The organism is Klebsiella sp. CD33, assembly GCF_051992865.1.
Lineage (GTDB): Bacteria > Pseudomonadota > Gammaproteobacteria > Enterobacterales > Enterobacteriaceae > Klebsiella > Klebsiella pneumoniae.
Genome location: NZ_CP197023.1, coordinates 2821346 through 2847548, shown reverse-complemented (window position 1 = coordinate 2847548; position 26203 = coordinate 2821346). Strand labels below are relative to the sequence as shown.

26 protein-coding genes are annotated in these 26203 nt (G+C 59.5%); 12 read left to right on the top strand and 14 right to left on the bottom strand.

What is annotated here, in order from left to right:
- On the bottom strand, positions 1-756 hold the full coding sequence (locus ACR809_RS14195) for an SDR family NAD(P)-dependent oxidoreductase (protein ID WP_004151596.1): 756 nt from the start codon (positions 754-756) through the stop codon (positions 1-3).
- Between the two features lie 158 nt (positions 757-914).
- On the opposite strand from ACR809_RS14195, the gene ACR809_RS14190 reads away from it, so the two are divergent.
- Positions 915-1793 (top strand): AraC family transcriptional regulator, encoded by an 879-nt coding sequence (locus ACR809_RS14190; protein WP_032102814.1) that lies wholly within the window; start codon positions 915-917, stop codon positions 1791-1793.
- A 50-nt stretch (positions 1794-1843) separates the two neighbouring features.
- Here the strand turns inward: ACR809_RS14190 and ACR809_RS14185 are convergent, their stop codons facing one another.
- Positions 1844-2050 carry a YdgH/BhsA/McbA-like domain containing protein gene (locus ACR809_RS14185; RefSeq protein ID WP_004176413.1) on the bottom strand — a complete coding sequence of 69 codons (207 nt, stop codon included), beginning with the start codon at positions 2048-2050 and terminating at the stop codon, positions 1844-1846.
- Positions 2051-2075: 25 nt separating this feature from the next.
- On the bottom strand, positions 2076-3005 hold the full coding sequence (locus ACR809_RS14180) for an aromatic alcohol reductase (RefSeq protein WP_004179577.1): 930 nt from the start codon (positions 3003-3005) through the stop codon (positions 2076-2078).
- Positions 3006-3144: 139 nt separating this feature from the next.
- Here ACR809_RS14180 and ACR809_RS14175 point away from each other — a divergent pair, with 139 nt between their 5' ends.
- Positions 3145-4050: a LysR family transcriptional regulator gene (locus ACR809_RS14175; RefSeq protein ID WP_004190483.1), complete on the top strand. Its 906-nt coding sequence runs from the start codon at positions 3145-3147 to the stop codon at positions 4048-4050.
- Between the two features lie 19 nt (positions 4051-4069).
- Here ACR809_RS14175 and ACR809_RS14170 read toward each other — a convergent pair whose 3' ends face one another.
- Positions 4070-4993, bottom strand: a complete 924-nt coding sequence (locus ACR809_RS14170; RefSeq protein ID WP_102096347.1) for a LysR family transcriptional regulator — start codon at positions 4991-4993, stop codon at positions 4070-4072.
- Positions 4994-5080: 87 nt separating this feature from the next.
- On the opposite strand from ACR809_RS14170, the gene ACR809_RS14165 reads away from it, so the two are divergent.
- Together ACR809_RS14165 and ACR809_RS14160 are read left to right on the top strand one after the other, a co-directional pair.
- On the top strand, positions 5081-5950 hold the full coding sequence (locus ACR809_RS14165) for an MBL fold metallo-hydrolase (RefSeq protein ID WP_020324664.1): 870 nt from the start codon (positions 5081-5083) through the stop codon (positions 5948-5950).
- Entirely contained in the window at positions 5943-6854 is a 912-nt protein-coding gene (locus ACR809_RS14160) for an NmrA/HSCARG family protein (protein ID WP_032417074.1), read from the top strand. Before ACR809_RS14165 ends, ACR809_RS14160 begins: the two co-directional genes overlap by 8 nt.
- 56 nt (positions 6855-6910) lie before the next feature.
- Here the strand turns inward: ACR809_RS14160 and ACR809_RS14155 are convergent, their stop codons facing one another.
- Complete coding sequence (locus tag ACR809_RS14155; RefSeq protein WP_100111671.1) at positions 6911-7459, bottom strand: TetR/AcrR family transcriptional regulator; 549 nt, start codon at positions 7457-7459, stop codon at positions 6911-6913.
- 88 nt (positions 7460-7547) lie between these two features.
- Here ACR809_RS14155 and ACR809_RS14150 point away from each other — a divergent pair, with 88 nt between their 5' ends.
- Complete coding sequence (locus ACR809_RS14150) at positions 7548-8582, top strand: NADP-dependent oxidoreductase (protein WP_122051362.1); 1035 nt, start codon at positions 7548-7550, stop codon at positions 8580-8582.
- Between the two features lie 44 nt (positions 8583-8626).
- Here the strand turns inward: ACR809_RS14150 and ACR809_RS14145 are convergent, their stop codons facing one another.
- Positions 8627-9802, bottom strand: coding sequence for an aminotransferase class I/II-fold pyridoxal phosphate-dependent enzyme (locus tag ACR809_RS14145; protein WP_016532114.1), 1176 nt, complete (start codon positions 9800-9802; stop codon positions 8627-8629).
- A 220-nt stretch (positions 9803-10022) separates the two neighbouring features.
- On the opposite strand from ACR809_RS14145, the gene ACR809_RS14140 reads away from it, so the two are divergent.
- The 4 genes from ACR809_RS14140 to ACR809_RS14125 all read left to right on the top strand — a co-directional run bounded on the left by ACR809_RS14140 (position 10023) and on the right by ACR809_RS14125 (position 13549).
- Positions 10023-10829 carry a MetQ/NlpA family ABC transporter substrate-binding protein gene (locus tag ACR809_RS14140; protein WP_002902393.1) on the top strand — a complete coding sequence of 269 codons (807 nt, stop codon included), beginning with the start codon at positions 10023-10025 and terminating at the stop codon, positions 10827-10829.
- 8 nt (positions 10830-10837) lie between these two features.
- Positions 10838-11851 carry a methionine ABC transporter ATP-binding protein gene (locus ACR809_RS14135; protein WP_122051361.1) on the top strand — a complete coding sequence of 338 codons (1014 nt, stop codon included), beginning with the start codon at positions 10838-10840 and terminating at the stop codon, positions 11849-11851.
- Complete coding sequence (locus tag ACR809_RS14130; protein WP_064177255.1) at positions 11844-12512, top strand: methionine ABC transporter permease; 669 nt, start codon at positions 11844-11846, stop codon at positions 12510-12512. The genes ACR809_RS14135 and ACR809_RS14130 overlap by 8 nt, the downstream gene beginning before the upstream one ends.
- 290 nt (positions 12513-12802) lie before the next feature.
- Complete coding sequence (locus ACR809_RS14125; RefSeq protein ID WP_014907697.1) at positions 12803-13549, top strand: hypothetical protein; 747 nt, start codon at positions 12803-12805, stop codon at positions 13547-13549.
- 111 nt (positions 13550-13660) lie between these two features.
- On the opposite strand, the gene ACR809_RS14120 is transcribed toward ACR809_RS14125, so the two are convergent.
- The 3 genes from ACR809_RS14120 to ACR809_RS14110 form a co-directional block, all read right to left on the bottom strand.
- On the bottom strand, positions 13661-13855 hold the full coding sequence (locus ACR809_RS14120; RefSeq protein WP_004176404.1) for a hypothetical protein: 195 nt from the start codon (positions 13853-13855) through the stop codon (positions 13661-13663).
- 236 nt (positions 13856-14091) lie between these two features.
- Positions 14092-15210 carry an oxidoreductase gene (locus ACR809_RS14115; protein ID WP_004176403.1) on the bottom strand — a complete coding sequence of 373 codons (1119 nt, stop codon included), beginning with the start codon at positions 15208-15210 and terminating at the stop codon, positions 14092-14094.
- Positions 15173-15916: a DeoR/GlpR family DNA-binding transcription regulator gene (locus tag ACR809_RS14110; RefSeq protein ID WP_038433330.1), complete on the bottom strand. Its 744-nt coding sequence runs from the start codon at positions 15914-15916 to the stop codon at positions 15173-15175. The genes ACR809_RS14115 and ACR809_RS14110 overlap by 38 nt, the downstream gene beginning before the upstream one ends.
- A 279-nt stretch (positions 15917-16195) precedes the next feature.
- Between ACR809_RS14110 and zntB the strand changes: the two genes are divergently transcribed.
- The 3 genes from zntB (at position 16196) to dbpA (ending at position 19077) form a co-directional block, all read left to right on the top strand.
- Positions 16196-17179: a zinc transporter ZntB gene (gene zntB / locus ACR809_RS14105; protein ID WP_004148192.1), complete on the top strand. Its 984-nt coding sequence runs from the start codon at positions 16196-16198 to the stop codon at positions 17177-17179.
- Positions 17180-17494: 315 nt separating this feature from the next.
- Positions 17495-17689: a proline-rich small protein YnaL gene (gene ynaL / locus ACR809_RS14100; RefSeq protein WP_049245346.1), complete on the top strand. Its 195-nt coding sequence runs from the start codon at positions 17495-17497 to the stop codon at positions 17687-17689.
- A gap of 14 nt (positions 17690-17703) precedes the next feature.
- Complete coding sequence (dbpA, locus tag ACR809_RS14095) at positions 17704-19077, top strand: ATP-dependent RNA helicase DbpA (protein ID WP_004151591.1); 1374 nt, start codon at positions 17704-17706, stop codon at positions 19075-19077.
- A 45-nt stretch (positions 19078-19122) separates the two neighbouring features.
- On the opposite strand, the gene ttcA is transcribed toward dbpA, so the two are convergent.
- The 5 genes from ttcA to nifJ form a co-directional block, all read right to left on the bottom strand.
- Positions 19123-20058: a tRNA 2-thiocytidine(32) synthetase TtcA gene (ttcA, locus tag ACR809_RS14090; protein WP_032414841.1), complete on the bottom strand. Its 936-nt coding sequence runs from the start codon at positions 20056-20058 to the stop codon at positions 19123-19125.
- A gap of 233 nt (positions 20059-20291) precedes the next feature.
- Entirely contained in the window at positions 20292-20726 is a 435-nt protein-coding gene (gene uspF, locus ACR809_RS14085) for a universal stress protein UspF (RefSeq protein ID WP_004140161.1), read from the bottom strand.
- An 81-nt stretch (positions 20727-20807) separates the two neighbouring features.
- Positions 20808-21020, bottom strand: coding sequence for a KTSC domain-containing protein (locus tag ACR809_RS14080; protein WP_002902432.1), 213 nt, complete (start codon positions 21018-21020; stop codon positions 20808-20810).
- Positions 21021-21163: 143 nt separating this feature from the next.
- A complete protein-coding gene (gene ompK37, locus ACR809_RS14075; protein WP_004176397.1) occupies positions 21164-22288 on the bottom strand; it encodes a porin OmpK37 in 1125 nt (374 codons plus the stop codon).
- A gap of 356 nt (positions 22289-22644) precedes the next feature.
- Positions 22645-26172 carry a pyruvate:ferredoxin (flavodoxin) oxidoreductase gene (nifJ, locus tag ACR809_RS14070; RefSeq protein ID WP_020324683.1) on the bottom strand — a complete coding sequence of 1176 codons (3528 nt, stop codon included), beginning with the start codon at positions 26170-26172 and terminating at the stop codon, positions 22645-22647.
- Positions 26173-26203 lie beyond the last annotated feature (31 nt).

Below are 26203 nucleotides of genomic sequence, written 5' to 3'. Positions count from 1 at the left end.
TCAGATGGTTTGTCCGCCCGACACCTCGATCCGCTGGGCGGTCACCCAGCGGTTATCGTCGCGTAGCAGGCTGGCGATCATCGGCCCAATATCCTCGGGAACGCCCACCCGTCCCAGCGCCGTCATGGCGGCAAACTGCGCGTTTACCTCTGCGTCGTCCCGCACCAGCCCACCGCCAAAATCGGTGGCGATAGCGCCGGGGGCGATGGTATTGACGGTGATGCCGCGCCCGCCCAGCTCGCGGGCCATGTACACGCTCAGCATCTCCACAGCCGCTTTGGCGGCGGCGTAGGCGGAGAAGCCAGGATAGGAGACGCGGGTCAGCCCGGAGGAAAAGTTAACGATCCGCCCGCCGTCTGCCAGCAGCGGCAGCAGGGTTTGTACGAGGAAAAATACCCCCTTAACGTGGACGTTAAACAGCCCGTCGAACTGCGCTTCGCGCGTTTCGGCCAGCGGGGCGAATTCGCCGTGCCCTGCGTTATTGATCAGGTGGTCGAAAGTGGCCCGCCCCCAGACGCTGGCCAGCGCGCTGCCGAGGCTGTCGGCGAAGGCCGGGAAGCTGGCGGTTTGCGCCATATCCAGCGGTAGGGCGATGGCCTTGCGGCCCAGGGCGCGGATGTCGGCGACCACCGCTTCCGCCTGTTCGAGACTGCCGCGGTAGGTGACGATGACATCCCCACCCTGGCGGGCGATATCCAGTGCAGTCTGACGGCCAAGGCCGCGGTTGGCGCCGGTAATAAGTGCAATCTTAGTCATGTTCGGTCCTCTCTGGTGTGTGGAGTCCTTACAATAGGGGAGGCTCACCGGGCCGGGTTGCCCAATCCTTGTTATTTTTTGCCCATTTCTCTCCGTTCACTCCCTTTTCCCGGGAAATAGCGCATACTCAGGCTTTAAAACTTGCCTGAAAGGAACTTATGCGCGACGCCCTGTTCGATCTCTGCCGCCGGTTTGCCGATGCTCATGTCGATAGCAGCGGGGTGGCGGTTACCCCGGTTCCCGGCATCACCCTGGTGCGGGCCCTGCATCCTGGTGACCTGCAGGCGGCTATCGCCAGGCCGCTGGTGGCCATGCTGCTCCAGGGGCGTAAGAGCGTGACCACCGGTCTGGCGAGCTTTGACTATGGCCCGGGCGAGGCGATGGTGATTGCCGCGGATGTTCCCACCACCAGCCAGATCACCGAGGCCAGTCAGCGTTTTCCCTATTACGCGCTGGTGCTGGAGCTGGACCTGGCTATCCTGCGCGAGCTGCAGGAGGCCGGGCCGTCAGGGCCGGATGAGGCGCCCCGCGTTGGTATCGAACCGATGAACGCTGATGTGACGGATGCCGCTTACCGGCTGGCAAGGCTGTTTGATCAACCGGGGGCGCTGGCGGTGCTGGGGGAAGGTCTGCGGCGGGAACTGCATTACTGGCTGTTGCAGAGTGTCCATGGGCCGGCCATCCGGGCGCTGGGCGCCGTAGACAGCCATTCGGCGCGGATCCGCCGGGCGGTGGCGATGCTGCGCCGGGATTTTATGCAGCCAGTCAGCGTCGACGCGCTAGCCGACGCCGCCGGGATGAGCGTCTCTGTCTTTCACCGTCATTTCCGCGCCATGACCACGCTGTCGCCGCTGCAGTTTCAGAAGCAGTTACGCCTGATCCACGCCCGCCGCCTGATGCTGGCGGAAGGGATTAGTATTGCGCAGGCTGCCGGGGAGGTGGGCTATATCAGCGTGTCGCAGTTCACCCGGGAATACGCTCGCCTGTATGGCGCGCCGCCGGGCCGCGATCGTCGACGGGAAAAAATGAGCGCCTGACCTGGCGCGCGGGCTGCCGGCAGCTCATCCCTGAGCCTGACGCCGGTGCTTTAGTCCGCGATTTTCGCCGTGATATGCACTTTGTTGCCCATTCGCGCTTCAGTGATGCGATAGGTAGTCACGCCCTCGCGGGCGGCCTGCTGGCGGATTTTGCTCTCCGCATGGTCCAGGGTATCGCCGGTGGCGGTGATGGTTCTGGCATTTGCCGCCAGGGGCAGCAGACAACTCAATACGATCAGTGGAATTAACTTGTTCATCGTCATTCTGTCCTGTGAGAGAAAATCAGCGCGCGGTCTGCAGCCAGCCGGCAATGTCCTGGGTCGGCAGCTGGTGGCGGGCATTCCAGGTGTCGCCCATCGGCCACCACACGCCATCCCCCCGGGCGAAGGCGGCGCGATAGCGCAGCATGGCGTCATCCGGGTCTGTCCGCAGCTGCTCCAGCAGGGCGGGCAGGGTGTGGACGGCTTTGCTGAACGTCTGCTGCGTTACGCGCTCCACGGTATCCGCCAACTGCCGGTAAGAGGTCGTTTCGCCGGCAACAAACACCACCTCGTTGACGATCCGCGGCTGATGCAGATAAATCGCCGTGGTCAGGCGGCCAATATCCGCCGGTGAGGTGACGGTCACCTGGGTATCCCAGCTGCCAAGGGCGTGAAGGGTTCGGTTGGATAAATTCACTACATCGAAGTCTGGTTCGAAGAGAAAGCTGGTAAACATCCCGGTGGAGACAATGACCCACTCCGTGGCCCGCTGCGCGCGCAGCAGGGTCCGGACATCGTACTGCTCGTCCCAGACCGGCTGACCGCTGCCTTTGCCTACCACATCGTAATTGACGCCAAACTGCCAGGGAAAATAGCGGGGTACCCCGGCCGCCAGCACCGCGCGGGTAATTTTCAGCTGTGTCCCCGGACCGGCGACAAACCCCATGCAGTTAATCACGGTGGTGAATCCGCGAAACTGATCGGCCAGCGTCTCCATGGCGCTACCGGCGATGTCGACGGCGAGGAAGGTGGCTCCGGCGTCGGCCAGCGCCTGATGGTTTGACGACCGCAGCTGGCCGGCTTCATCCCAGGCCGCCGGCGAGACGATGACCGAGACCGTGCCCTGGCGCTCGATTACCGCAGGCACCAGCGCATCGAGAACGGCGGCGCCCAGTTGTCCCGCTCCCAGCACCAATACCTTTTCCGCATGATTAAAATTATCAGTTTTCATTTTAACTCCTTGCTCAGTTAAGCCTTGTGTTGACGGGCTACAGGCTCAGTGTAGGGGGACGGTCGTCATTCGATAAGTACAGCGTTTCGGGTTAGACTGTTCGTAATAATGGGATAATGAACGCCGGGGGGGTAACGAAATGGACAAACTGGATGCCATGCAGGTCTATGTTGCGGTCGTGGATGCCCACAGCTTCGCCCGCGCGGCGGAGGTGCTCGGGCAGCCGCGCTCCACGGTATCGCGGGTGGTGAAGGAGCTGGAAGCCTGGCTCGGGGCGCAGCTTCTCCAGCGCACCACCCGCAAGCTCAGCGTGACGGCGGAGGGTCGCCGGTATTATGAGGAGTGTAAAAGGCTGCTGGCCGAGATGGCGGCGATGGAAGCCTCCTTTCCCGGGCGCTCGGCTCAGCCCGCCGGGCGGTTCAAGGTAGGGATGCCGCAATCCCTTGCCCGCCACTGCATTCTGCCGAGGATCGGCGAGTTTTTGCAGCAGTATCCCGATCTGGAGCTGATCCTCTGCTCAAGCGACAACGTGGAAGATATTATTCAGGAGGGATTCGACTGCGTGATCCGTACCGGGCGGATCGAAGATTCCACCACCCTGGTGGCGCGTCCTCTGGCCCGCTACCGCTGGATGGTCCTCGCCTCGCCGGCCTGGCTCGCGGCCCACGGCCGGCCGCAGAGCATCGACGAACTGCACCAGCATCGGGCGGTGGGCTACCTGAATCACCGTACCGGGCGGACCATCGACTGGCTTTTCTCCCTCGATGAAGGCGACTGCGCGATCCGCATGCGGGAGACGCTGGTGGTCGACGATACCGATGCCTACATTCAGGCTGGCATTCAGGGGCTGGGCCTGATCCGCGTCGCCAGCTATCTGGCGCAACCTTATCTGCAGAGCGGGGCGCTGGTCGCCTGTCTGGAGCAGGCCGCTTCTGATCTTCCCTTGTCGCTGGTCTATCCGCAAAACCGCTATCTGCCGCCGGCGGTGCGCGCGTTTTATGACTGGAGCAGGCGTGTGCTGCAACCCCCGCACAGCGAGGCCTGATGCCGGGGCATCGGCCCGGTTATTGGCCGCGCATGGCCTGTTTTAACATCGTCACCAGCCAGTTCAGCGCCGGATCCTGCGCCCGCCGTTTGTGCCGCAAAATGCACAGCGTAAATTCCGGATACGCTACCGGCGGGGCGTCTGCACGCAACGCGTGCTGCGCCTGCCAGCGCTGCGCCAGCCCCTGCGGGACGGTGGCGAACAGCGGCAGGGTGGTCAGCAGCAGGGGAAAGGTGGAGAAATTCTGCGTGGCAAAGCGCACGCGCCGCGCGAGTCCCTGGCTGGCGAGCTGGCGGTCTATTTCCCCGTGGCCGGTTTCACGATAGGCCACCATCACATGTTCCCAGGCGACAAAGTCGCTCACCGACAGCGGCCCGCGACAGGGGATCTGCTGCGGCGACCACAGAGTGGTGACTCCCATGGTCATCACTGGCTCGCTGACCACCTCCCCGCGGCTCTGTTTGTTGACAGACACCGCGACATCAATGCGCTCCTCCTCCAGCAACTGGCGAACCTGGAAGGGGTCGGTGGCTATCGACTGCAGTGACACTCCGGGCGCCTCCTGCATCAGCCCGGGTAACAGCGGGGGCATCAGCCAGTGTTCGCTCCAGTCGCTGAGGCCGATGCGAAAAAGCTGCTGCGCGCGCGCCGGGACGAACTCTCCGGCGCCAAACATCGCCGAATGCAGGTTTTCCATCAGCGGCTGCAGGTCGGTCATCAGCGCTTGCGCCCGCGGTGTCGGCAGCATGCCTCTGGCGCTGCGGACGAACAGCGGGTCGTCAAACATCTCGCGCAGCCGTTTCAGCGCCCCGCTGATAGCCGGCTGGCCAAGATGGAGCACCTCTGCGGTGCGGGTGACGCTCCCTTCGCGGTACAGCACCATCAAGACTGTCAACAGATTCAGATCGATACGACTAAAATCATTTTCAATGATTTTGTTCATTATGATAATCAATTTGAATGTGGGTTATCCCGGCAGCATAGTGAATATCACCCCGATAAATCAACCAGCGCAATGCGCGCGGAGGGAGTGATGCAAACTTACCAGACAGGCGATAGCCTGATTTTCAAAGTGCCGGAGCGCGAGATTTCCCTGCAGCCGGCAGCGCTCTATCCAGAGGCGTTCCCGGTAGCGGAGGCGGAGGCCGTTATTCAGCCGATTGCGCTGTCAATCCACAGCTGGGTGGTGCAGACCCCCCACGATCTGATTGTTATCGATACCGCCACCGGCAATGGTCGGGAGCGCGGCGGCAATCCGCTCTATCATCAACTTAACACGCCGTATCTGGAGAATCTCCGCGCCGCGGGGGTGAACCCGGAGGACGTGACCCTGGTGCTACTGACTCACCTGCATACCGACCATGTCGGATGGAATACCGTCTGGCAGGACGATCGCTGGGTGCCGCTGTTTCCCAACGCCCGCTATCTGTGCTCGGCAAAAGAGCTGTCGCGGGTGAAAAACAGCGAACGCTACCGGGCGCTGTGGCTTGACAGCCTGCTGCCGGTGATTGAGGCCGGCCAGCTGGAGACCGTCGATGTGGCGACCCGGCCGCGGGTCGGCGGACGGATCGACTTTATTCCCACCCCCGGCCACAGTCCGGACCATGCCGCGCTGGTCCTCGCCGCCGGAGATGACTACGCCTGTTTCTCCGGCGATCTTCTGCATTCCCCGATCCAGTTTGCCCATCCGCAGTGGAATTCAGCGTTCTGCGGCGATCCCCGGCAGGCGGAAGTCTCGCGACGGGAGATGATGGCGTGGGGGGCAAGCCATCATGCTCAATGGTTCACCGGGCATTTTGCCGGGCCTTCCTGCGGCTGGCTGGAGAAGGATAAGCAAGGTGACTATCGCTGGCGAGAGGCCGGGAAACAGGCTGCAGATAAGGGGAACAGTGATGAATAATGCGCAAACCGTGTTGGTTTTTGGCGCCACCGGTCAGCAGGGCGGCTCGGTGGCGCGGGCGCTGCTGCACCGCGGCTGGCGGGTTCGGGCGCTGGTCAGGGATCCTTTCTCCGCCGGGGCCGCTGCGCTGGCGGCGCGGGGAGCCGAGCTGGTCGTGGGTACCTTTGAAGACCGGGCGGCAATGCGGTCGGCGATGGCCGGGGTCGACGGCGTCTTCAGCGTCCAGCCCAGTTCGCCGGGAGGGACGGTGACCGATGAGCAGGAGGTACGCTACGGGATAACCATCGCCGATCTCGCCGTCGAGTGCGGGGTGAAGCATCTGGTGTACAGCTCCGGCAGCGCGACGGGGGAGACGCCGACCGGCGTAGCGCATTATGACACCAAAGCGGAAATTGAACGGCATATTCGCCGCCTGCCGCTGGCGGCGACCATCGTGCGGCCCGCCACCTTTATGGAGCTGCTGGTGATGCCTGGTTTTGGCCTTGATGAAGGTCGTTTTCAATTTTTTATGTTGCCGGAGGGGAGAATGCAGGTGCTGGCGGTGGAGGATATCGGCCATCTTGTCGCGGCGGTTTTTGCCGCGCCGGCGCGGTTTGCCGGCAAGACGTTCGAGATCGCCAGCGACAGCGTGACCGGCCGTCAGCTGGAGGGGTTATTCTCCGCGGCGGCGGGACGGCCGATCCCCTATTCGCGATTTTCCGACGAGGTGCTGGCCGCCAGTCCTTTTCTGCACAAGCTGACCGGGCTGGTGGACGACGGGCGGCTGGCCGGGCACGCCGACCTCGACGCCCTGCGCCAGCTGCACCCGCAGCTGCACACCTTCGCCGGCTGGCTGGCAGGCCCCGGCCGTCCCGCCTTCGAGCGGGCGCTGACCAGCGGGGCTCGCTGGGCGTTTGATCGTTAAAGGCTGGTGTTCTGGTTACCCGCCAGGCGCGCTGTCTCGTCGGTGACCGGCCGCCGCTAGCCGGCAGTCAGGATCGCGTCGGCCAGCACCGCTAAAATCCGCTCTGCGCGCGGGGCATGGGACGGTTGCTCCCGCAGCCAGGCAAGCGCGGCGATCAGATCGAACAGCTCCTCTCCGCTGAGATCTGGCCGTGCCAGCCCGGCCTGCTGCGCGCGGGTAAGCAGCGACGTACCGGCGGCGCGCAGGGCAACGCAGGCGCTGTGCAGGGCGGACTCAGGATCGTCGACGGCGCTCATCAGCGGGGCGATGATCCCGCGATGCTGATGGGTAAACGCCACGCTCTCGGCCAGCCACTCCAGCAGCGCCGCGGCAGGATCGGCGGCGAGCAGAAGCGACTCAGCCCGGGCGGTTAGCGCCGCAAAGCGGCTGCGGAGCAGGGCTTCCAGCAGGCTGTCGCGGTTGGGAAAGTGGCGATAGAGGGTTCCCATTCCGACGCCCGCCCGGCGGGCGATATCGCGCAGCGAGGCCTCAGCGCCTTGCTCCACAAAGACGTCCCGGGCCACCTCGATCAACAGGTCATAATTTTTTCTGGCATCAGCTCTCATTGGCGTTCCTTGACAATCGGAGCACTGCTCCATATATTCGGAACAGTGCTCCGTTAAATATAACGCATTTCCATATGAGGAGAAAGCGATGTCGACGCAGATGATGAAGGCTGTTCAACAGCACGCCTTTGGCGGGCCGGAAGTCCTGAGCTATGAGGATGCGCCCATGCCGGTCCTGCAGGCCGGTGAAGTACTGGTACAGGTGCACGCGGTGGGCGTGAACCCGCCGGACAGCTATCTGCGCGATGGCTATCAACAGCTGCCCCCGGAGTGGCGGCCCGAGGTCCGCTTTCCCTTGATCCTCGGGACCGATCTCTCCGGGGTGGTGGTGGTGCGGGCGGATGACGTCCGGGAGGTGGCGGTCGGCGACGAAGTGTATGCTATGGCGCGTTTTCCCGAAGGGGCGGCAGGGGGCAGCCGCGCTTACGCCGAGTACGTTAGCGTGCCGGTCAGCGACCTGGCCCGCAAACCCCTAACCCTGAGCCATCAGCAGGCTGCCGCGGTGCCGATGTCGCTCCTCACCGCCTGGCAGTTCATGATCGATCCCGGGCATGAGGTGGCGAATCCGCTGCAGCCGGGGCCGCATCGGCCGGTGCCGCTGGCGGGTAAACGCGTCCTGGTCAACGGCGCGGCAGGGGGAGTCGGTCATTTCGCCGTGCAGTTGGCAAAGTGGCAGGGCGCCGAGGTGATTGCCGCCGCCGCGGGCCGCCATGAAGCCTTTTTACGTCAGCTCGGCGCGGATAGCGTTATCGACTATACAACCACCGCAGTGGAAGAGACGGTGCGTGACCTGGACCTGGTCATTGATGCGCCGGGCGGGCCGGCCAGCGGCCGTTTTTTGCGTACCCTGCGACCCGGCGGCGCGCTGTACCCGATCTTTCCGCTCGGCTTTGCCGGGGCGGAAGAGGCGCGACAGCGCGGAGTGACGGTCTCCACCACCCAGGTACGCTCCAGCGGCGCGCAGCTCGCCCGGCTTGCCGACCTGCTGGACGCCGGGGTCATCCAGGTTGCAATTGACAGCGTTTTCCCCCTTGCGCAGGCGCAGATGGCGCATGAGCGAGCAGCGCAGGGGCATCTTGAGGGCAAAATCGTGCTGTCGGTGATGGACTCGTCAGCCGGGTAATCCCCGACGGCCAGGGTTGCGTTTTTGCTTCTCCCGGCGGCGGACTAAAACAGCGCCAGCCGGGCAAGACGGTCCAGCGCGTTGCTCAGCGCCTCGTCCCCTGCGGTCAGGCTGATGCGAATAAATCCTTCCCCCCCTGCGCCAAAACCCGTGCCCGGCGCCACCAGAATATGCGCTTCCTGCAGCAGCAGACGGGCAAACTCCTGCGAACGGTAGCCGGGCGGCACGCCGAGCCAGAGGAAGAAAGTGCCTTGTGCGTCACGCGCCGGCCAGCGCAGCGCGGCTAGTCGACGCAGAACCCACTCCCGACGTTGATGATAGACCGCCGTTAGCTGCGCAATCCGTTCGGCCGGCAGGTTGAGCGCGGCGATCGCCGCATCCTGAATCGCGCCAAACACCGTGCTGTAGCTATGGGTGTGCAGCTTTTTAAACGCCCGGATAATCGAGGCGTTGCCGACCGCGAAGCCGAAGCGCCAGCCGGCCATATTAAAGGTCTTGGAAAAAGTATAGGTTTCCACTCCCCATGCTTTGGCGTCGGGCTGGGAGAAGAGGCTCAGCGGCGCATCGCTGGCCGCGCTGCCGATGGCCGCATAGGCAAAATCATGGAGGATCGGCACCTGGTGACGACGAGCAAACTGCAGCGCGCTGGCGAACAGCGCCGGCGTGGCGAGGGCGCCGGTTGGATTATGCGGATAGTTAAGCACCACCAGCCCGGCCTTGTCAGCGACTTCCCGGGGAAGATCGTTAAAATCCGGCAGGAAATGGTTCTCCGCCCTGAGCGGCAGGCCATAAAACGCCGCCTGGGACTGCAGCGCCGCCGAGCGGTAAATCGGATAGCAGGGATCGGTGGAGATGAGGTATTGCCCGGGGCTGAGCAGCGCCCGCGGGATGCCGCCTATACCGATATGCGAACCCTGAAACACGGCGATTTCGCTGTGCGGATCGAGTTCCACATCATACTGCCGGCGATAGAACCGGGCGATCGCCTCGCGGACCTGTGGTTTGCCCCAGAACGACGGGTAGCCATGGTTTTCACGACGATGAATAGCGCTCTGCAGCGAGTCGATTACTTCCGGCGGGGTGGGTTGATCCGGACTGCCGCTGGAAAGATCGATCAGCGGCAGCGCTTCGGTGTTGACCTCCGCGGCCAGTTTTTCCAGCAGGCTGAACAAATTCTCTTCCAGGGCGTCCACCAGCGGCGAAGCAGTAAAATCAGGCATAACATTCCCGGTTTAAATCACGAATAATTGACCATCTTTAAGGGATTTATAGCGGCTGGCTAAATAACAATATACGCAAAAGATTCTTGTTTTTAAGATATGTCGGTATAGCAAAAGTTAATGAGGAATTAGCAAAAGGAAATTCGGCGTTCTGGCTTACAACCCACAATCGGCTGTGATTTAATCGTTCAATATCGCCAACCCTCCAGGAAAATACCTTATGAACAAGTCAGTTGCGCGCGGGATCGCTCTCGCCCTGTTGTCGGCCACCTCTTTTTATGCCGCCGCCGACGCTCATCTTATCCGCGTCGGCTTTAACCCCGGGCCGTATAAAGAACAATTTGAGAAAGGCGTCGCGCCCTATTTATTGAGTAAAGGGTATAAAATCGAATATAAGGATTTCAGCGACGGTATTCAGGTGAATGACGCGGTAGCCCGCGGCGATATCGAAGCGAATATTATGCAGCATCCGGTATATCTGAAAGCAATTAATGAGCGGCTGGGGATCGATAACGTGGGCATTGTGCAGGTCCCCACGCCGCCGATGGGGCTGTATGGTGGGAAACTGACCACCCTGGGGACCCCGGCGGCGGGCACCGTCGTGTCGGTACCAAACCAGCCGTCAAATGAATATCGCGCGGTACTGGTGCTGGAGAGCCTTGGCTGGGTGAAAATTAAACCAGACAGCGATCCGGCCACTTTTTCGCAGCGTAACATCGTAGATAATCCTTACAAAATAGTCCTAAAAGAGATGGATAATGCCCAACAGGTTCGCGCTCTGCCGGACGTCGACTATGGCCTGATTCAGGGCAATTTTGCCGTCTCCAGCGGTATGTCCCTGACCTCGGCATTAAAACTGGAAGCAGCCACCAGCCATTTTATTAATGTCGTGACCGTCGCCGGCAAAAATCAGAAGGCGCAGTTTGCCAAAGATATTATCGATGGCTACCACTCGGCCGAGTTCAAAAAATATATTCTCAGCCATCCGCAGTATGATGGTTACTTGCTGCCTGACTATTTAAAATGAATAACGCGATGATAGAATTTCGCCACGTCAGTAAAAGCTTTTCCAGGAAAGGACATCCGGTTCTGGCCTTGCAGGATATTAATCTCAGCATTGAGCGAGGCGATATTTTTGGCATTATTGGCTACAGCGGGGCAGGAAAAAGCACCTTATTACGGCTGATTAATCGTCTGGAAACGCCTGGCGAGGGCGAGGTACTGTTAAACGGCGAGCCGCTACAGGCCTGCAGCGGCCAGCGCCTGCAGGCCTTCAAAAAAGATATCGGCATGATTTTTCAGAATTTTAATCTGCTGAATTCGAAAACCGTTTTCCATAACATCGCCATCCCGCTGATTTTACAGGGCCGCGACAAGGCCTTTATCCAGGCGCGGGTGGCGGAACTGCTGGCGTTCGTCGATCTGAGCGACAAAATCCACAGCTACCCTAATGAGCTGTCGGGCGGACAAAAGCAGCGGGTCGGTATTGCCCGGGCGCTGGCCACCAACCCGTCGGTCCTTCTGTGCGATGAAGCCACCTCGGCGCTCGACCCCCACACTACGGTGCAGATCTTACTGCTTTTGCAGGAGATTAATCGTCGGTATGGCATCACCATCGTACTGATCACCCATGAGATGTCGGTGATCCAGAAAATCTGTCACAAGGTGGCGGTGATGCAGGCGGGCCGTATCGTTGAACAGGGGGCGGTTTTTGATCTCTTTGCTCAGCCGCAGCATCCGGTCACTGCCAGTTTCGTGCAGTCGGTGGTGCACGACCGCCTGCCGCAGCGGGTGGCGTCGTTCCTGCAGCGCGATAACGGCGCCCGGGCTTTACGCCTCGAATTTGTCGGCGCGACGGCGCAGCAGCCGATCATTAACCACCTGATCCGCGAGTATGCTGTCGAGGTGAATATCCTGTTTGCCAGCATGTCTGAAGTTCAGGGCCGGATTCTGGGATTTATGATTGTGCAGCTCCTCGGCGAGCCTGACGAAACCGACCGCGCCATCACCCATCTGGTCGATGCAGGAGTGAAAATCACCCATGTTTGATCTTATTGATACCGCCATCACCGGCGATCAGTTCCTGCTGGCGCTGCGTGACACCCTGATTATGGTCACCGTCTCGCTGGGCTTTGGCGCGCTGATCGGCGTCCCGCTGGGGATTGTGCTGGTGGTTTGCCGTCCCGGCGGCATCGTGGCCAACCCGGTGGTGCATCAGGCGCTGAATCCGCTGATTAACGTGCTGCGCTCGCTGCCGTTTATCATTTTGCTGATTGTGATCCTGCCCTTTACCAGACTGCTGGTGGGCACCACTATCGGCACCGCGGGAGCCATCGTGCCGCTGATCGTCTTTGTCGCCCCCTACATTGCCCGATTAGTGGAGAGCTCGTTGCTGGAGGTGGATGAGGGGATCCTCGAGGCCGCGGACGCCATGGGCGCAACCCCGCTGCAGACTGTCTGGCACTTTATGCTGCCGGAGGCGGCGGCATCGCTGATTCTGGCCCTCACCACGGCGACCATCGGTCTGCTCGGCGCCACCGCCATGGCGGGTACAGTGGGCGGCGGGGGGATCGGGGATCTGGCTATTACCTATGGCTATCAGCGCTTCGACGCTTTCGCCACCCTCACTACCGCCCTGGTGCTGATTGTGATTGTCCAGCTTATCCAGACGCTGGGCACCCGACTGGCTCGCCGACTGCGCCGTGAATAACTGCCAATTCGCACCGGGATCCGCGCAATAAAGGTAAGACGATCTCCAACGCCCTCCAGAATGGCAGGGCGATATTAATGCGGCGTAAAGAAATTCTGAGAATATATATAATGGATTATATAATCACGATGTATGCTAATTGCTTATATCAATCTGAAAATAACTAAAGGAGAGGGGGTGACACGCTTTTTGATTGATCTTGCCAACGGCTTTGTTACTATCCGGGCGGCATTCGATTTTATTTAATAATGTCTGATAATGGAATAGCAAAATACATAATGGAGTATGAAATGAAGCATGTTCACAAGCTGGCCTGGATTGGCCTGTTCGTTAATATTATTATCTGTTTTGTCGCGCGTAATTTATTACTCGATGAAGGACAACTGAATTTCCATCGTGGGGTGGACAGCATGTGGTCCTGGCTGGTGCTGGCCCTGTTTATCGCCGTGGTGGTTCAGGCGATCAGCATAATGCTGTCAGGCCGCTACCCTTATCTGGCCATCGTCCTGGCGTTTGTTGGCGGCATCGTGATGGTGCCCGCCAGCGTGATCTTTCTGGTGGGTAGTCTGTTCAGCTTGCAAACGCGGATTAACGCCGGATTTACGCCCTGGCGATCAACCACGGCAGTGGGCGAGGCTGATAACCAGCAGCTATTAACCTTTAATGCCTCAGGCTTTTATCCCCAAGGGGCGCTGGCGCTCATCGCCGGGATCATTATTTTAATGATTGGCATGGGGATAGGCGGAGTATTTATTGCCGCCGGTATTGTTGCGCTGTGCAATGGCTATCGTCTGCAAAATCGGGTGGTGATTGGCGTGAGCGGCGAGTCGATGATATTTACGCCGGGGCTCTATGCCGATACCTACGTTATTCCCTTGCGGGATGTTGCCGTAGTTGAACGCAGCAATAATGATGCGAAAGTCCGGCTGCTGATCCGTTCCAGCGGCAGAAGCTTCACGTTGCGTAAAAAACTGCTCGCCGGCGATAAGGTTAATGACGCCTTCGCCGCCATTCTGGCAAAACTGACTACCGTTTAACGCTGGCAGAATAGAGAAGCCGCCAGGCGGCGCGAGGCGTCCTGGCGGTGAAAGGTGGGTTAGCCTGCGCGGCTACCGCACCAGCTTGTCTCTTACGAACAGCACTGCCTGTTAATCCACGTTAGTAAAATAATCGCGCGCGGCGGTCTCGACGCGTTTCGCATCCAGCCCGGTCTTCTCAGTGATCTGTTCGATAAACGATTTAAATTTTTCGCTCATCACGTTACCCCCTTCCCAGTGGGCGACGTAAAATTTGCACTGATAGCGATAAAAATGGAGAGTGGTATCTCCTAACGTGTAATACATGCGCTTCTCCTGTCCGGTAGTACGGTTGCCGCGTCCACAGCGTCAGCAACCTCTTTCTCATTACGATCGATCTGCATTCTATCCTCCTCCCAATTGGCTGAAATTTCCAGCGGTGCTTTGCGCCATGGAGCAGGATAAAGCAATGTTAATCTGCGGATAGATAGTGATTTTTTCTAAGGTGGCGCAAAAGAAGCGGTTACCTGCGGGCCGCGCAGGTAACCGGAGAACAGGGCGGATTAGCGCAGCGTGTTGCGCTCGTCGTCGGACAGGTCCAGGGTCTGCACCATACCACTTTCAGCAGAGCGCACCGCCGCTTCCAGAACGGCCATCACCGCCAGCGCTTCCACCGGCGGCACCGGATTGGCGATCTGGCCCTTCAGCGCATCGCGGATCAGCATATAGTACTGGCGCTGATCGCCCTGCGGGGTAGCCTGCGCGTGGGCCTGCAGCGAGGCATCATAGATAACCAGCGGGTCGTCATCCTGGCCCCAGCCGGCGCTGCCCGGTACCACGCCCGCCAGCAGCTGGCTCTCCTGTTGGTCGGCCCGCGCTTTGATAACGCTACCTTTATCGCCGTGCACGGTGAAGCGCGACGAGCCGCCCGCGACCAGCATGCTGCAGTGCAGGATCACTTTATGCGCCGGGTAGTTTAATACCACATGCGCCCAGTCGTTGATCTCCGCGCCGTCGCGCAGGGTGGCTATGTTACCTTGCACCGACTGCGGCAAACCAAATAGCTGCAGCGCCTGGTCGATAAGGTGCGGCCCCAGGTCGAACCACAAGCCGCTGCCCGGGACGTTCTGCTCGCGCCAGCGCACGCGGACTTCCGGGCGGAAGCGGTCGAAATGCGACTCGAAGTGTTTCACCGCGCCGAGGGTGCCTTGCTCAATCATCTGACGGATCCCGAGATAGTCGCTGTCCCAGCGGCGGTTATGGAAGACGGAGAGCAGACGCTGTTTCTCCTCCGCCAGGGCGATCAGCTCCCGGGCCTCCTGCATATCGAGGGTAAAGGGCTTATCCACCACCACATGTTTGCCGGCGTTCAGCGCCAGGCGGGCCAGCGGGGCGTGCGTGGCGTTAGGGGAGGCGATGACCACCAGGTCAACGTCCGGATGCTGGACCGCTGCTTCCGGGGAGGCGATCACCGTGACGTCCGGCAGATCGCGTTTGACCTTCTCTTCATCGCGGGAAGCGACGAACGCCAGGTTCAGCCCCGGCACCGAACGGATAAGCGGCGCGTGGAAGGTCTTACCGACGAATCCGTAGCCAATCAGGGCGATATTTATCGTATTGTTACTCATCAGGTTCTCCACGTTGTTAAGCGTCAGCAATATGTACAGAGAGGGCGGGGTCATCCCCCAGCTCAGCCCAGGGACGATCAAGAAAAAGATGGTGAATGTCGCTGAGTCCGGCCACCCGCCACGGTTCGCAGCGGTTGAGTTTGGTACGGTCCGCCACCAGCCAGTGCTCGGCGCTGGCGGCCAGCATGGCGCGTTTAACGTCGGCATCAGCTTCCTGGCTGGCGCTCAGCCCCAGCCCGGCATGGAGCGCGCAGGCGCCGAGAATGGCGATATCGGCCCGGTAGCGGGTGACCAGCGACAGGGTGGCGCTGCCGGCGAACAGTCGTTGTTTACTATCCCACTGACCGCCAAGCAGGATCAGCTGGATATCGGCACGGTCGCTGAACAGCTGAGCGATATCCAGAGAAGCCGTGATCACGGTCAACGGCCCTTTCAGCTGGGCTGCCACCGCCAGCAGCGTGCTTCCGGCGTCGAGAAACAGCGTCGAGCCAGAGGGAATGCGCGCGGCGACCTGCTGACCCAGGCGCTGCTTGGTCTGGGTGAGAAGAGCGTTTCTGCCCTGGCGCGTCATGGCCGGGACGTTAAGGGCGATGGCCCCGCCGTGGCTTTTCTGCAGCACGCCCTGTTGTTCCAGGTCGCTCAGATCGCGGCGAATGGTATCGGCCGACACCTGCAGCTCTGCAACCAGTTCGCTGATGCTCAGCTGACCGGTTTCGCTAAGCCTGTCGAGAATATGTTTTTGCCTGGCGAGCTTATGCATGGCCATTGACTCCGCAAATTAACGCAATAAACAGCATAATACAGCAAGAAGTTGCAAAATAAACGGCAAAACGTCGCTCTGTATGTGTTGAATCGTGAAGAACTTGATTTCACTAAGTTTTAACGTTAAATGAGGGGAGCGCCGCGACCGGGGGCGAAAGCGCTTTTCAATGAAGCGACTAGGCCTGTATTTCCGGGTCATTAAAAGCAAGAATGCGCGCTTTCGCGTACCTTATAGAGAAGGCGCGTAATTTAGCAGATATGGATTAACGGAGGTTGAGTGGACGCGATTAAAGGCTCGGAGTTGCAGATACCGGACGCGATCTTCGCGTGGGTGCTCGACGGGCAGGGGGGCGTTAAGCCGCTCGCCGATGACGATATTATCGACAAAGACAAGCCTTGCTGGCTGCATCTCAACTATACCCATAGCGACAGCGCCGACTGGCTGGCGGCCACCCCGTTGCTGCCCAATAACGTACGCGATGCCCTGGCGGGAGAGAGCACCCGGCCGCGGGTGACGCGGATCGGTGACGGGGCGCTGATCACCCTGCGCTGTATCAACGGCAGTACCGATGAGCGGCCCGACCAGCTGGTGGCGATGCGCCTGTATATGGATGAGCGGCTGATCGTCTCCACTCGTCAGCGCAAAGTGCTGGCGCTGGACGATGTGCTGGGCGACCTGAAGGAAGGTAATGGCCCGACGGACGGCGGCAGCTGGCTGGTGGAGGTCTGCGATGCGTTGACCGATCATGCCAGCGAGTTTATCGAACAACTGCACGATCGCATTATCGACCTGGAAGACGACCTGCTCGATCAGCAGGTGCCGCCGCGCGGATTTCTCGCGCTGCTGCGTAAGCAGCTGATTGTGATGCGCCGCTATATGGCGCCGCAGCGCGATGTTTATGCCCGGCTGGCCAGCGAGCGGCTGCCGTGGATGAGTGACGATCAGCGGCGGCGAATGCAGGATATCGCCGAGCGGCTGGGGCGCGGTCTGGATGAGATCGACAGCTGTATCGCGCGGACGGCGATCATGAGCGACGAGATCGCCCAGATTATGCAGGAGTCGCTGGCGCGGCGGACCTATACCATGTCATTGATGGCGATGGTGTTTCTACCCAGCACCTTTTTAACCGGCCTGTTCGGCGTCAACCTCGGCGGGATCCCTGGCAACAGCTGGCATCTGGGGTTTAGCCTTTTCTGCTTGATGTTAGTCGTTGTCATCGGTGGTGTTGCGTGGTGGTTACATCGCAGTAAATGGCTGTAAAGAATCGCCTTTTAGCGGCTGTAGTGCCGGGAAAACCCGGCAATGTTTGAGCGAAATCAATAAACCATCTACCCATTCAGGGCAATATCTCTCTCGCAGGTGAATGCAACGTCAAGCGATGGGCGTTGCGCTCCATATTGTCTTACTTCCTTTTTTGAATTACTGCATAGCACAATTGATTCGTACGACGCCGGCTTTGTTGAGTCGGCTTTTTTTTGCGCTCTCCGGACCAGCTTCTACCCTTACTAAGACACCCGACGGTTTCTGGCCGTTGACGCCTGCGGGTACGCCCGTATCACTCTCCGGGAGGCCTCTATGTATTACGCTTCAGAGCTGACAGCCCAGTCTATCCCTATCTCGCCCGAGCCGAACGATCCGGCTCCTTTACCCGATCCACGACCGCGTCCGCAGCCCCAGCCCGATCCGCCGCCTGACGAAGAGCCGATTAAATTGTCGCATCAGGCGCGGAGATCTGCGAGGATACGCGCCTGCAGATTGTCTGCCTTTTAATACGAGAATACATTGTGACCGCTTTTTCTACCCTGACTGTTTTACCTGCCGCCCAATTAGCCAACCTTAACGAGCTGGGTTATCTGTCGATGACCCCGGTTCAGGCCGCCGCCCTGCCGGCGATCCTCGCGGGGAAAGATGTGCGCGTGCAGGCAAAAACCGGCAGCGGAAAAACGGCCGCATTTGGGCTGGGTCTGCTGCAGCATATCGATCCGGCGCGCTTCGAGACCCAGTCGCTGGTGTTGTGCCCGACCCGCGAGCTGGCCGATCAGGTCGCCGGCGAGCTGCGCCGCCTGGCGCGCTGCCTGCCGAACATCAAGATTCTGATGCTCTGCGGCGGGCAGCCCTTTGGCGCCCAGCGAGATTCCCTGCAGCATGCCCCGCATATTATCGTCGCCACCCCGGGCCGTCTGCTCGATCATCTGCAGAAGGGAACGGTCTCCCTTGACGCGCTGCAGACCCTGGTGATGGACGAAGCGGACCGCATGCTCGATATGGGCTTTAGCGATGCCATTGATGAGGTGATCCGCTTCGCACCGGCTGACCGGCAGACGCTGCTGTTTTCTGCTACCTGGCCGGCGGCAATCGCGGCGATCAGCGGCCGGGTGCAGCGCAATCCGCAGACCATTGAGATCGACACTGTCGATGCGCTCCCGGCGATTGAGCAGCAGTTCTTTGAAGTTTCCCGCCACGGTAAGATTGCCCTGCTGCAGCGCCTGCTCAGCCAGCATCAGCCGGCATCCTGCGTGGTGTTCTGCAATACCAAACGCGATTGCCAGGCGGTCTGCGATGCGCTCAACGCCGCCGGGCAGAGCGCCTTGTCGCTGCATGGTGACCTTGAGCAGCGCGATCGCGATCAGACGCTGGTGCGCTTCGCTAACGGCAGCGTCCGGGTTCTGGTGGCGACCGACGTCGCTGCCCGCGGTCTGGACATCAAATCCCTGGCGCTGGTGGTGAATTTCGAGCTGGCCTGGGATCCGGAGGTGCATGTTCACCGCATCGGCCGTACCGCCCGCGCCGGTGAACAAGGGCTGGCCATCAGCTTCTGTGCGCCGGAAGAGGCGCAGCGCGCCACTATTCTGGCCGACATGCTGCAGCTTTCCCTGAACTGGCTGCCGGCGCCGACGGGCAACACCATCGCGCCGCTGACGGCGGAGATGGCGACGCTGTGTATCGACGGCGGGAAAAAGGCGAAAATGCGCCCGGGAGATGTGCTGGGAGCCCTGACCGGGGATATGGGCTTTGATGGTGCCGATATCGGCAAAATTACCGTCCACCCGGCCCACGTCTATGTGGCGATCCGCCAGAATATGGCGCAGAAGGCGTATAAGCAGTTACAAAATGGCAAGATCAAAGGTAAATCCTGCCGCGTACGACTGCTGAAGTAAGGGCAGGAGAGTGCGTCTCAGGCGGCTGCCTGAGACGCGTGAGGGTTATTTCACTTCCACTACGTTCAGACGCAGCTCATCGAGACGGGCGTCTTCTTCTTCCGGCTGCCAGCCGGCGGGCTGCAGGGGAATATCTTCCCGGTCAAACGCCAGATCGCCACCATCCACCACCTCTGAGCCGTGGGTGATACCTTTAAAATCAAACAGATTGACGTCGCTCAGGTGCGAAGGCACCACGTTCTGCATCGCGCTGAACATGGTTTCAATGCGCCCAGGATAACGCTTGTCCCAGTCGCGGAGCATATCGGCGATCACCTGGCGCTGCAGGTTTGGCTGCGAACCGCACAGGTTGCACGGAATAATCGGGAAGCCTTTGGCCTGGGAGAAGCGCTCGATGTCCTTTTCCCGGCAGTAGGCCAGCGGGCGGATGACGATGTGTTTGCCGTCGTCGCTCATCAGCTTCGGCGGCATCCCTTTCATTTTGCCGCCGTAGAACATATTCAAAAACAGCGTCTGCAGGATATCGTCGCGATGATGGCCGAGGGCGATCTTGGTCGCCCCGAGCTCGGTGGCGGTACGATAGAGGATGCCGCGACGCAGGCGAGAGCACAGCGAGCAGGTGGTTTTTCCTTCCGGGATCTTCTCTTTGACGATGCCGTAGGTGTTCTCTTCGACAATCTTGTATTCAACCCCCAGCTGCTCCAGATACTCCGGCAGAATATGCTCCGGGAACCCTGGCTGCTTCTGATCGAGGTTCACCGCCACCAGCGAGAAGGAGATGGGCGCGCTTTTCTGCAGATTGCGCAGGATCTCCAGCATGGTATAGCTGTCCTTGCCGCCTGAAAGACAAACCATAATGCGGTCGCCCTCTTCAATCATATTGAAGTCGGCAATCGCCTCACCGACGTTGCGGCGCAGACGTTTCTGCAGCTTATCGATGTTGTACTTTTCTTTTTTACTGATTTCTTGGTTTTGCAGCATGTAATAGTGGCTCAATTCATAGTGTGGCATCAGAAGAGCACGCATTCTGCCAGCCGCTGAACAACGTGGCGCTGGCGCGTAGCAATTATTGAGGTTTGACAGGCAACCGTGGCGTGTATGGTACGGATTCAGGGGCGGAATGTCAGCATCTTTCCGGCACTTTCGGCAGCGAGCAGCCAGGCGGGGGCGGCTGATGCGGAAATAAAAAGCCCGCCGGGCGGCGGGCTGCGGCGTTAGCGGACCACCAGTACCGAGCACTCGGCGTGACGAACCACCGCGGCGGCGTTGGAGCCCAGCAGATAAGTTGTGATATCCGGTCGGTGCGAAGCGATGATCACCAGGTCGGCTGGCAGCGACTTGGCCAGCGCAAGGATTTTATCTTTTGGCGATCCTTCCGCGACGTGAAAATGCATCCGGTCTTCCGGGATGGAGAACTGCTTCGCGATCTCTTTCAATTGCGTTTCAGAACCCTCACGCAGCTCATCCATGCCGGGAAGCTCAGCGGTATAGGCCATTCCCAGTGAGGCATAATAGGGCAGAGAAGGGATCACGGTGAGGAAATGCACCTCGGCGTCGTCAATCCGCGCTTCCGATTCAACGTGACTGATAATGCGTTCAGTAAATTCTTTATCAGAGATATCGATAGGGACAAGAATCATTCTGCTCATAAAACCTCCTGTTTAAGTATCCCTTCATATTGTACGGTATTAGGGCACGTTTTGTATCATGACCGCAGTCACACTTTGACATTAACGTAGCTTGCGTTCGGGAAATTTTCCTTTGATCACCCCATCATAATACCGGCCTTTTGACACCACCTGTAAAAAATCATGAAAAATACGCGGTGGGACCCCGGTATATTGTAATGGCGGCTGGTGATAGAAATAGATTTCCAGTGTGGCGGAGGCGTCATCGTAGGCGACGGAGATAATTCGGGAAGATTTAACCGGATGGTGGTGCATGATGGACGTCCTCGGGCAAGCACTGACTGGCCATGACTATATCATTAAACGGACGGCTATTTTAGTCCGCGAGATATAGCGTTTTGTTTTATCTGCAGCGAGGCGGGTGGGGGAAAGCCCGCCGGAACCGGCGGGCAGGCGCATCAGAACTGGTAAACCAGGCCCAGGGCGACGATGTTATCGGTAGAGATACCGTTGTCTTCGTAGAATTTGTCGTTACCATCCAGCAGGTTGATTTTGTAATCAACATAGGTGGACATATTACGGTTGAAGTAATAGGTCGCGCCAACGTCCATATATTTGACCAGATCTTTATCGGCATAGCGGCCGTTATTGTACAGATCTTTGCCTTTGGACTGCAGGTAGGAGATGGCCGGACGCAGGCCGAAGTCGAACTGATACTGCGCGGTGACTTCGAAGTTTTGCGTTTTATTGGCCACGCCGTCATTGCCGTACGGGGTCATATTGCGGGTTTCAGAGTACATGGTCGCCAGGTAGATATCGTTGGCGTCGTACTTCAGGCCGGCGGTCCAGGCTTCCGCTTTATCGCCGCGCGCGTTGGTCTGGGTCATCTGATCGTTAGTACGGTCAGACGAGGTGTAAGCTGCCGCCGCGCTGATGCCCATGCCGAAGTCGTAGGAAGTGGAGAGGCCGAAACCATCGCCATTGTCGAAGCGAACATCGCTGTCGCTGCTGCGGTTATTGGTGCCGACGTTGATATCCTGCGCGTTCTGGCCTTCGTTTTTGCCCTGATACTGCAGGGCGAAGTTCAGACCCTCCACCAGACCGAAGAAATCGCTGTTACGGTAGGTTGCGACGCCGTTGGCGCGGCCTGCCATAAAGTTATCCGCATAGGTGTAGGAGTCGCCGCCGAACTCCGGCAGCATATCGGTCCAGCCTTCAACGTCGTACAGCACGCCGTAGTTACGACCGTAGTCGAAGGAGCCATAATCGCCCACTTTGATACCGGCGAATGCCAGACGGGTCCACGCCTGATCGCTGGAGGTCTCGGTGTTGTTGGCCTGAACGTTATATTCCCACTGGCCATAGCCGGTAAGCATATCGTTGATCTGGGTTTCGCCTTTAAAGCCAAAACGTAAATAAGTTTGATCGCCGTCTTTTTTCGAGTCGCTGGAGAAATAATGCAGACCATCTACCTTGCCATAGAGATCTAATTTATTCCCGTCTTTATTATAAATTTCCGCCGCATGCGCGGCACCGGCGGCTAATAAAGCCGGAATAACGAGGGCCAGTACTTTTCTTTTCATGAAGAAATTCCTTTAACTGTTTTTATGTTTTAACTTCCGGGTGGGAAGTGAACTCATGCTAAAGGAGCGGTCTGAGATCCGGTAAGACTCAATTGTTACGATATAAGTAAAATCTAAAATAAATAATACCAATGAAATGGTGATAATTATGCTGAATGCATTTATAGATAATATACAAAATAAAAATTATACATGCCCGGGCTAATCACGTATTATTTGCGCGTTATATGCCTTTATTGTCATGCCAATAATTTATTGTTGCCGTCTCATTCTGCGGAATGATGTTGTTTATCGGTAAAACGACAAGCCCGAACGTTGTGTTCGGGCTTTTTTTATGGACAAAGGTGACGGGGCGGTTAACCTTCGCTTGGCGATTTCTCCGCTTTGCCAGCCAGCTGGGCGAGGAAGTCATAGCGCTTCTGCAGATCGGCGGCGGCGTCTTTCCATAGCTGCTCCGCCACTTCAGGCTGCTGGGCGTTCAGGCGGCGGAAACGTTGCTCGTTAAGCAGCGTCTCGGCCAGCGCGTCTGATGGCGGACGGGAATCTAGCGCCAGCGGGATCTTGCCTTCATCTGCCCGACGCGGGTCGAAGCGGTAGAGCGGCCAGAAGCCGGTGGCGGTCAGCTGACGCATCTGGTCGTGGCTGAGCGCCAGATCGTAGCCATGCTCTTCGCAAGGGCTATAGGCGATGATCAGCGATGGCCCCGGATAGGCTTCCGCTTCCTGAATCGCTTTTACCGTCTGGTTCAGCTGCGCGCCCAGCGAAATTTGCGCCACATAAACATGCCCGTACATCATCATGCTGACGCCCAGATCTTTACGCGCCTTGCGTTTGCCGTGCTCGCCAAACTTAGTCACTGCTCCCAGCGGGGTGGCTTTTGACGCCTGCCCGCCGGTGTTGGAGTAACACTGAGTGTCCAGCACCAGAATATTGACGTTTTCCGTCAGGCTCAGTACATGGTCCAGGCCGCCGAAGCCGATATCGTAAGCCCAGCCGTCGCCGCCGATCAGCCAGACGGATTTCTCCACCAGTGCGTCGGCATCGGTCAGCAGCTCTTCAGCTCCCGCCACGCCGGCCAGCGCCTGACGCAGGGCCGCCACCTGTTCGCGGCGAACTTCCGGCGTCGCCTCGGCGTGCAGCGCCGCGTTCAGCTCTGCCGGCAGCTTGTCGGCGAATTCGCTCAGCAGGCGCATCACGCGCTGGCGATGCTGGTCGACGGTCAAGCGGAAGCCGAGCCCGAATTCGGCGTTATCCTCAAACAGCGAGTTGGCCCACGCCGGGCCGCGGCCGTTGGCGTCGGTAGTGTACGGTGTCGAGGGCAGGTTGCCGCCGTAAATGGAGGAGCAGCCGGTGGCGTTGGCAATCAGCATTCGGTCGCCGTACAGCTGGGTCAGCAGTTTGATATACGGCGTTTCGCCACAGCCCGAGCAGGCGCCGGAGTATTCAAACAGCGGGCTGATCAGCTGCGAGGTGCGAATATCAATGCGCTCAAGTTTGCTGCGGTCGATTTCCGGCAGGTTGAGGAAGTACTCGTAATTGACCTTCTCCTCTTCCACATGCTCCAGGCGGGACATCATATTGATGGCCTTGATCTCCGGGTTCTGGCGGTCTTTCGCCGGACACACTTCGACGCACAGGTTGCAGCCGGTGCAGTCTTCCGGGGCGACCTGCAGAACGTATTTCTGCCCGCGCATATCGCGGGATTTCACATCCAGCGAATGCAGGCTGGCAGGGGCGTTCTCCATCTCTTCCGGGGCGACCACTTTGGCGCGGATCGCCGAGTGCGGGCAGGCGGCGACGCAGTGGTTGCATTGAGTACACAGCGCTTCCTTCCAGATGGGGATCTCTTCGGCGATGTTGCGTTTCTCCCAGCGGGTGGTGCCCATGGGCCAGGTGCCGTCCGGCGGCAGGGCAGAGACCGGCAGCGCATCGCCGAGGCCGGCCAGCATCGCGGCGGTGACCGTTTTGACGAAATCCGGCGCGGCGTCGGAGACCACCGGCGGGCGGTTCGGACTGCTGGCGTTCACCGGCTGGAGCGGTACTTCCGCCAGTGATTCACGGGCCAGGGCCAGCGCCTGCCAGTTGCGCTCCACCAGCTCCTGACCTTTGCTGCTGTAGCTTTTGGCGATGGCTGCCTGCAGTTCCGCCAGCGCGCTATCACCCGGCAGGATCTGGGTTAAATGGAAAAAGGCCATCTGCATCACGGTATTAATGCGCGCCCCGAGGCTGCATTCGCGGGCGATCTTTGCCGCGTTGACCACGTAAAAACGCGCTTTTTTCTGATTCAGGGTGGCCTGGACTTCCTGGGGCAGGCGGGACCAGACCTCATCGGCGCTGTACGGCGTGTTGAGCAGGAAAATGCCGCCGGGCTTCAGCCGCTCGGCCATCTGGTATTTATCGATAAACTGCAGCTGGTGGCAGCCGACGAAATCAGCCTGCGAAATCAGATACGATGAACGAATCGGTTTTTCGCTGACCCGCAGATGCGAGACGGTGAGGCCGCCCGCTTTCTTCGAGTCATAGACAAAATAGCCCTGGGAGAACCATGGGGTCGAGTTGCCGATGATTTTGATGTTGTTTTTGGTGGCTGACACGCTGCCGTCGCTGCCGAGGCCGTAGAACAGGGCCTCGAGCTTGGCCTCTGCCGGCAGGGTATTTTCGCCCAACGGCAGCGACAGGTTGGTCACGTCATCATAGATCCCGACGGTAAAGCGCGGCTTCGGCTGGGCGGCCTGCAGTTCACTGAATATCGCCAGCACGCATTCCGGACCAAACTCCTTGGAGGAGAGACCGTAGCGGCCGCCGATAGTGCGCGGTAGCGTCTCGCGCTCGCCGCGGTTAAAGGCTTCCGCCAGGGCGGTCATCACGTCGAGGTAAAGCGGTTCGGCAAGCGCGCCGGGTTCTTTGGTGCGATCCAGTACGGCAACCGCGCGGGCGCTCTCCGGCAGCGCCGCCAGCAGGTGGGCGGCGGAGAACGGGCGATAGAGGCGGACTTTTAGCACGCCGACTTTCTCGCCGCGACTCAGCAACTCATCGACCACCTCTTCGCAGGTGCCGATGGCCGAGCCCATAATGACGATCACGCGCTCTGCCTGCGGGTGGCCGTAAAACTCAAACGGTTTGTACTGACGGCCGGTGGCGGCAGCGAAATCGTCCATCGCTTTCTCGACATGGTCATACACCGCGTCGTACCACGGATTGGTGGCCTCCCGGGACTGGAAATAAGTGTCGGGGTTGGCCGAGGTTCCGCGGATCACCGGGTGTTCCGGGTTGAGCGCGCGCTGGCGATGCTCAGCGATCTTATCCTGCGGCAGCAGGGCGCGAATAGTGTCATCCGCCAGCGGGGCGATTTTGTTGATTTCGTGCGAAGTACGGAAACCATCAAAGAAATGAATAAACGGCACCCGGCTTTGCAGGGTGGCGATATGCGAGATGAGCGCGAAATCCTGCGCTTCCTGAACGCTGCTGGCGCACAGCATGGCGCACCCGGTCTGGCGGACGGCCATGACATCGGAATGGTCGCCGAAGATCGACAACGCATGGGTAGCGACAGTGCGGGCGGCGACGTGCAGCACAAACGGCATCAGCTGGCCGGCCAGTTTGTACAGGGTGGGGATCATCAGCAGCAGGCCCTGCGATGAGGTAAAGGAGGTGGAGAGGGCGCCGGTCTGCAGCGCGCCATGTACGGCGCCAATGGCGCCCGCCTCCGACTGCATTTCGACCACGCGGGGAACATCGCCCCAGACGTTTTTCAGCCCATTGCCGGCCCAGGCGTCAGCCTGTTCCGCCATCGTTGAACTGGGCGTGATCGGGTAGATGGCGATAACTTCACTGGTGCGAAACGCGACGGAAGCGACCGCGCCATTACCATCAATCGTAATCATATGAAGACACCCTTACATTGCGCAAAAGAAT

What these genes read in the sequence shown, in the direction of transcription:
- ACR809_RS14150 (WP_122051362.1), top strand. Translation starts at nt 7,548, where the DNA reads ATGTCGACGCAGATGATGAAGGCTGTTCAACAGCACGCCTTTGGCGGG.
- ACR809_RS14130 (WP_064177255.1), top strand. Translation starts at nt 11,844, where the DNA reads ATGTTTGATCTTATTGATACCGCCATCACCGGCGATCAGTTCCTGCTG.
- ttcA (WP_032414841.1), bottom strand. Translation starts at nt 20,058, where the DNA reads ATGCTGCAAAACCAAGAAATCAGTAAAAAAGAAAAGTACAACATCGAT.
- ompK37 (WP_004176397.1), bottom strand. Translation starts at nt 22,288, where the DNA reads ATGAAAAGAAAAGTACTGGCCCTCGTTATTCCGGCTTTATTAGCCGCC.
- ACR809_RS14110 (WP_038433330.1), bottom strand. Translation starts at nt 15,916, where the DNA reads ATGCATAAGCTCGCCAGGCAAAAACATATTCTCGACAGGCTTAGCGAA.
- ACR809_RS14175 (WP_004190483.1), top strand. Translation starts at nt 3,145, where the DNA reads ATGGACAAACTGGATGCCATGCAGGTCTATGTTGCGGTCGTGGATGCC.
- ACR809_RS14115 (WP_004176403.1), bottom strand. Translation starts at nt 15,210, where the DNA reads ATGACCCCGCCCTCTCTGTACATATTGCTGACGCTTAACAACGTGGAG.
- ACR809_RS14080 (WP_002902432.1), bottom strand. Translation starts at nt 21,020, where the DNA reads ATGCACCACCATCCGGTTAAATCTTCCCGAATTATCTCCGTCGCCTAC.
- ACR809_RS14145 (WP_016532114.1), bottom strand. Translation starts at nt 9,802, where the DNA reads ATGCCTGATTTTACTGCTTCGCCGCTGGTGGACGCCCTGGAAGAGAAT.
- ACR809_RS14190 (WP_032102814.1), top strand. Translation starts at nt 915, where the DNA reads ATGCGCGACGCCCTGTTCGATCTCTGCCGCCGGTTTGCCGATGCTCAT.
- uspF (WP_004140161.1), bottom strand. Translation starts at nt 20,726, where the DNA reads ATGAGCAGAATGATTCTTGTCCCTATCGATATCTCTGATAAAGAATTT.
- ACR809_RS14140 (WP_002902393.1), top strand. Translation starts at nt 10,023, where the DNA reads ATGAACAAGTCAGTTGCGCGCGGGATCGCTCTCGCCCTGTTGTCGGCC.
- ACR809_RS14160 (WP_032417074.1), top strand. Translation starts at nt 5,943, where the DNA reads ATGAATAATGCGCAAACCGTGTTGGTTTTTGGCGCCACCGGTCAGCAG.
- ACR809_RS14185 (WP_004176413.1), bottom strand. Translation starts at nt 2,050, where the DNA reads ATGAACAAGTTAATTCCACTGATCGTATTGAGTTGTCTGCTGCCCCTG.
- ACR809_RS14135 (WP_122051361.1), top strand. Translation starts at nt 10,838, where the DNA reads ATGATAGAATTTCGCCACGTCAGTAAAAGCTTTTCCAGGAAAGGACAT.
- ACR809_RS14120 (WP_004176404.1), bottom strand. Translation starts at nt 13,855, where the DNA reads ATGTATTACACGTTAGGAGATACCACTCTCCATTTTTATCGCTATCAG.
- ynaL (WP_049245346.1), top strand. Translation starts at nt 17,495, where the DNA reads ATGTATTACGCTTCAGAGCTGACAGCCCAGTCTATCCCTATCTCGCCC.
- ACR809_RS14170 (WP_102096347.1), bottom strand. Translation starts at nt 4,993, where the DNA reads ATGAACAAAATCATTGAAAATGATTTTAGTCGTATCGATCTGAATCTG.
- ACR809_RS14195 (WP_004151596.1), bottom strand. Translation starts at nt 756, where the DNA reads ATGACTAAGATTGCACTTATTACCGGCGCCAACCGCGGCCTTGGCCGT.
- nifJ (WP_020324683.1), bottom strand. Translation starts at nt 26,172, where the DNA reads ATGATTACGATTGATGGTAATGGCGCGGTCGCTTCCGTCGCGTTTCGC.
- ACR809_RS14155 (WP_100111671.1), bottom strand. Translation starts at nt 7,459, where the DNA reads ATGAGAGCTGATGCCAGAAAAAATTATGACCTGTTGATCGAGGTGGCC.
- ACR809_RS14125 (WP_014907697.1), top strand. Translation starts at nt 12,803, where the DNA reads ATGAAGCATGTTCACAAGCTGGCCTGGATTGGCCTGTTCGTTAATATT.
- ACR809_RS14180 (WP_004179577.1), bottom strand. Translation starts at nt 3,005, where the DNA reads ATGAAAACTGATAATTTTAATCATGCGGAAAAGGTATTGGTGCTGGGA.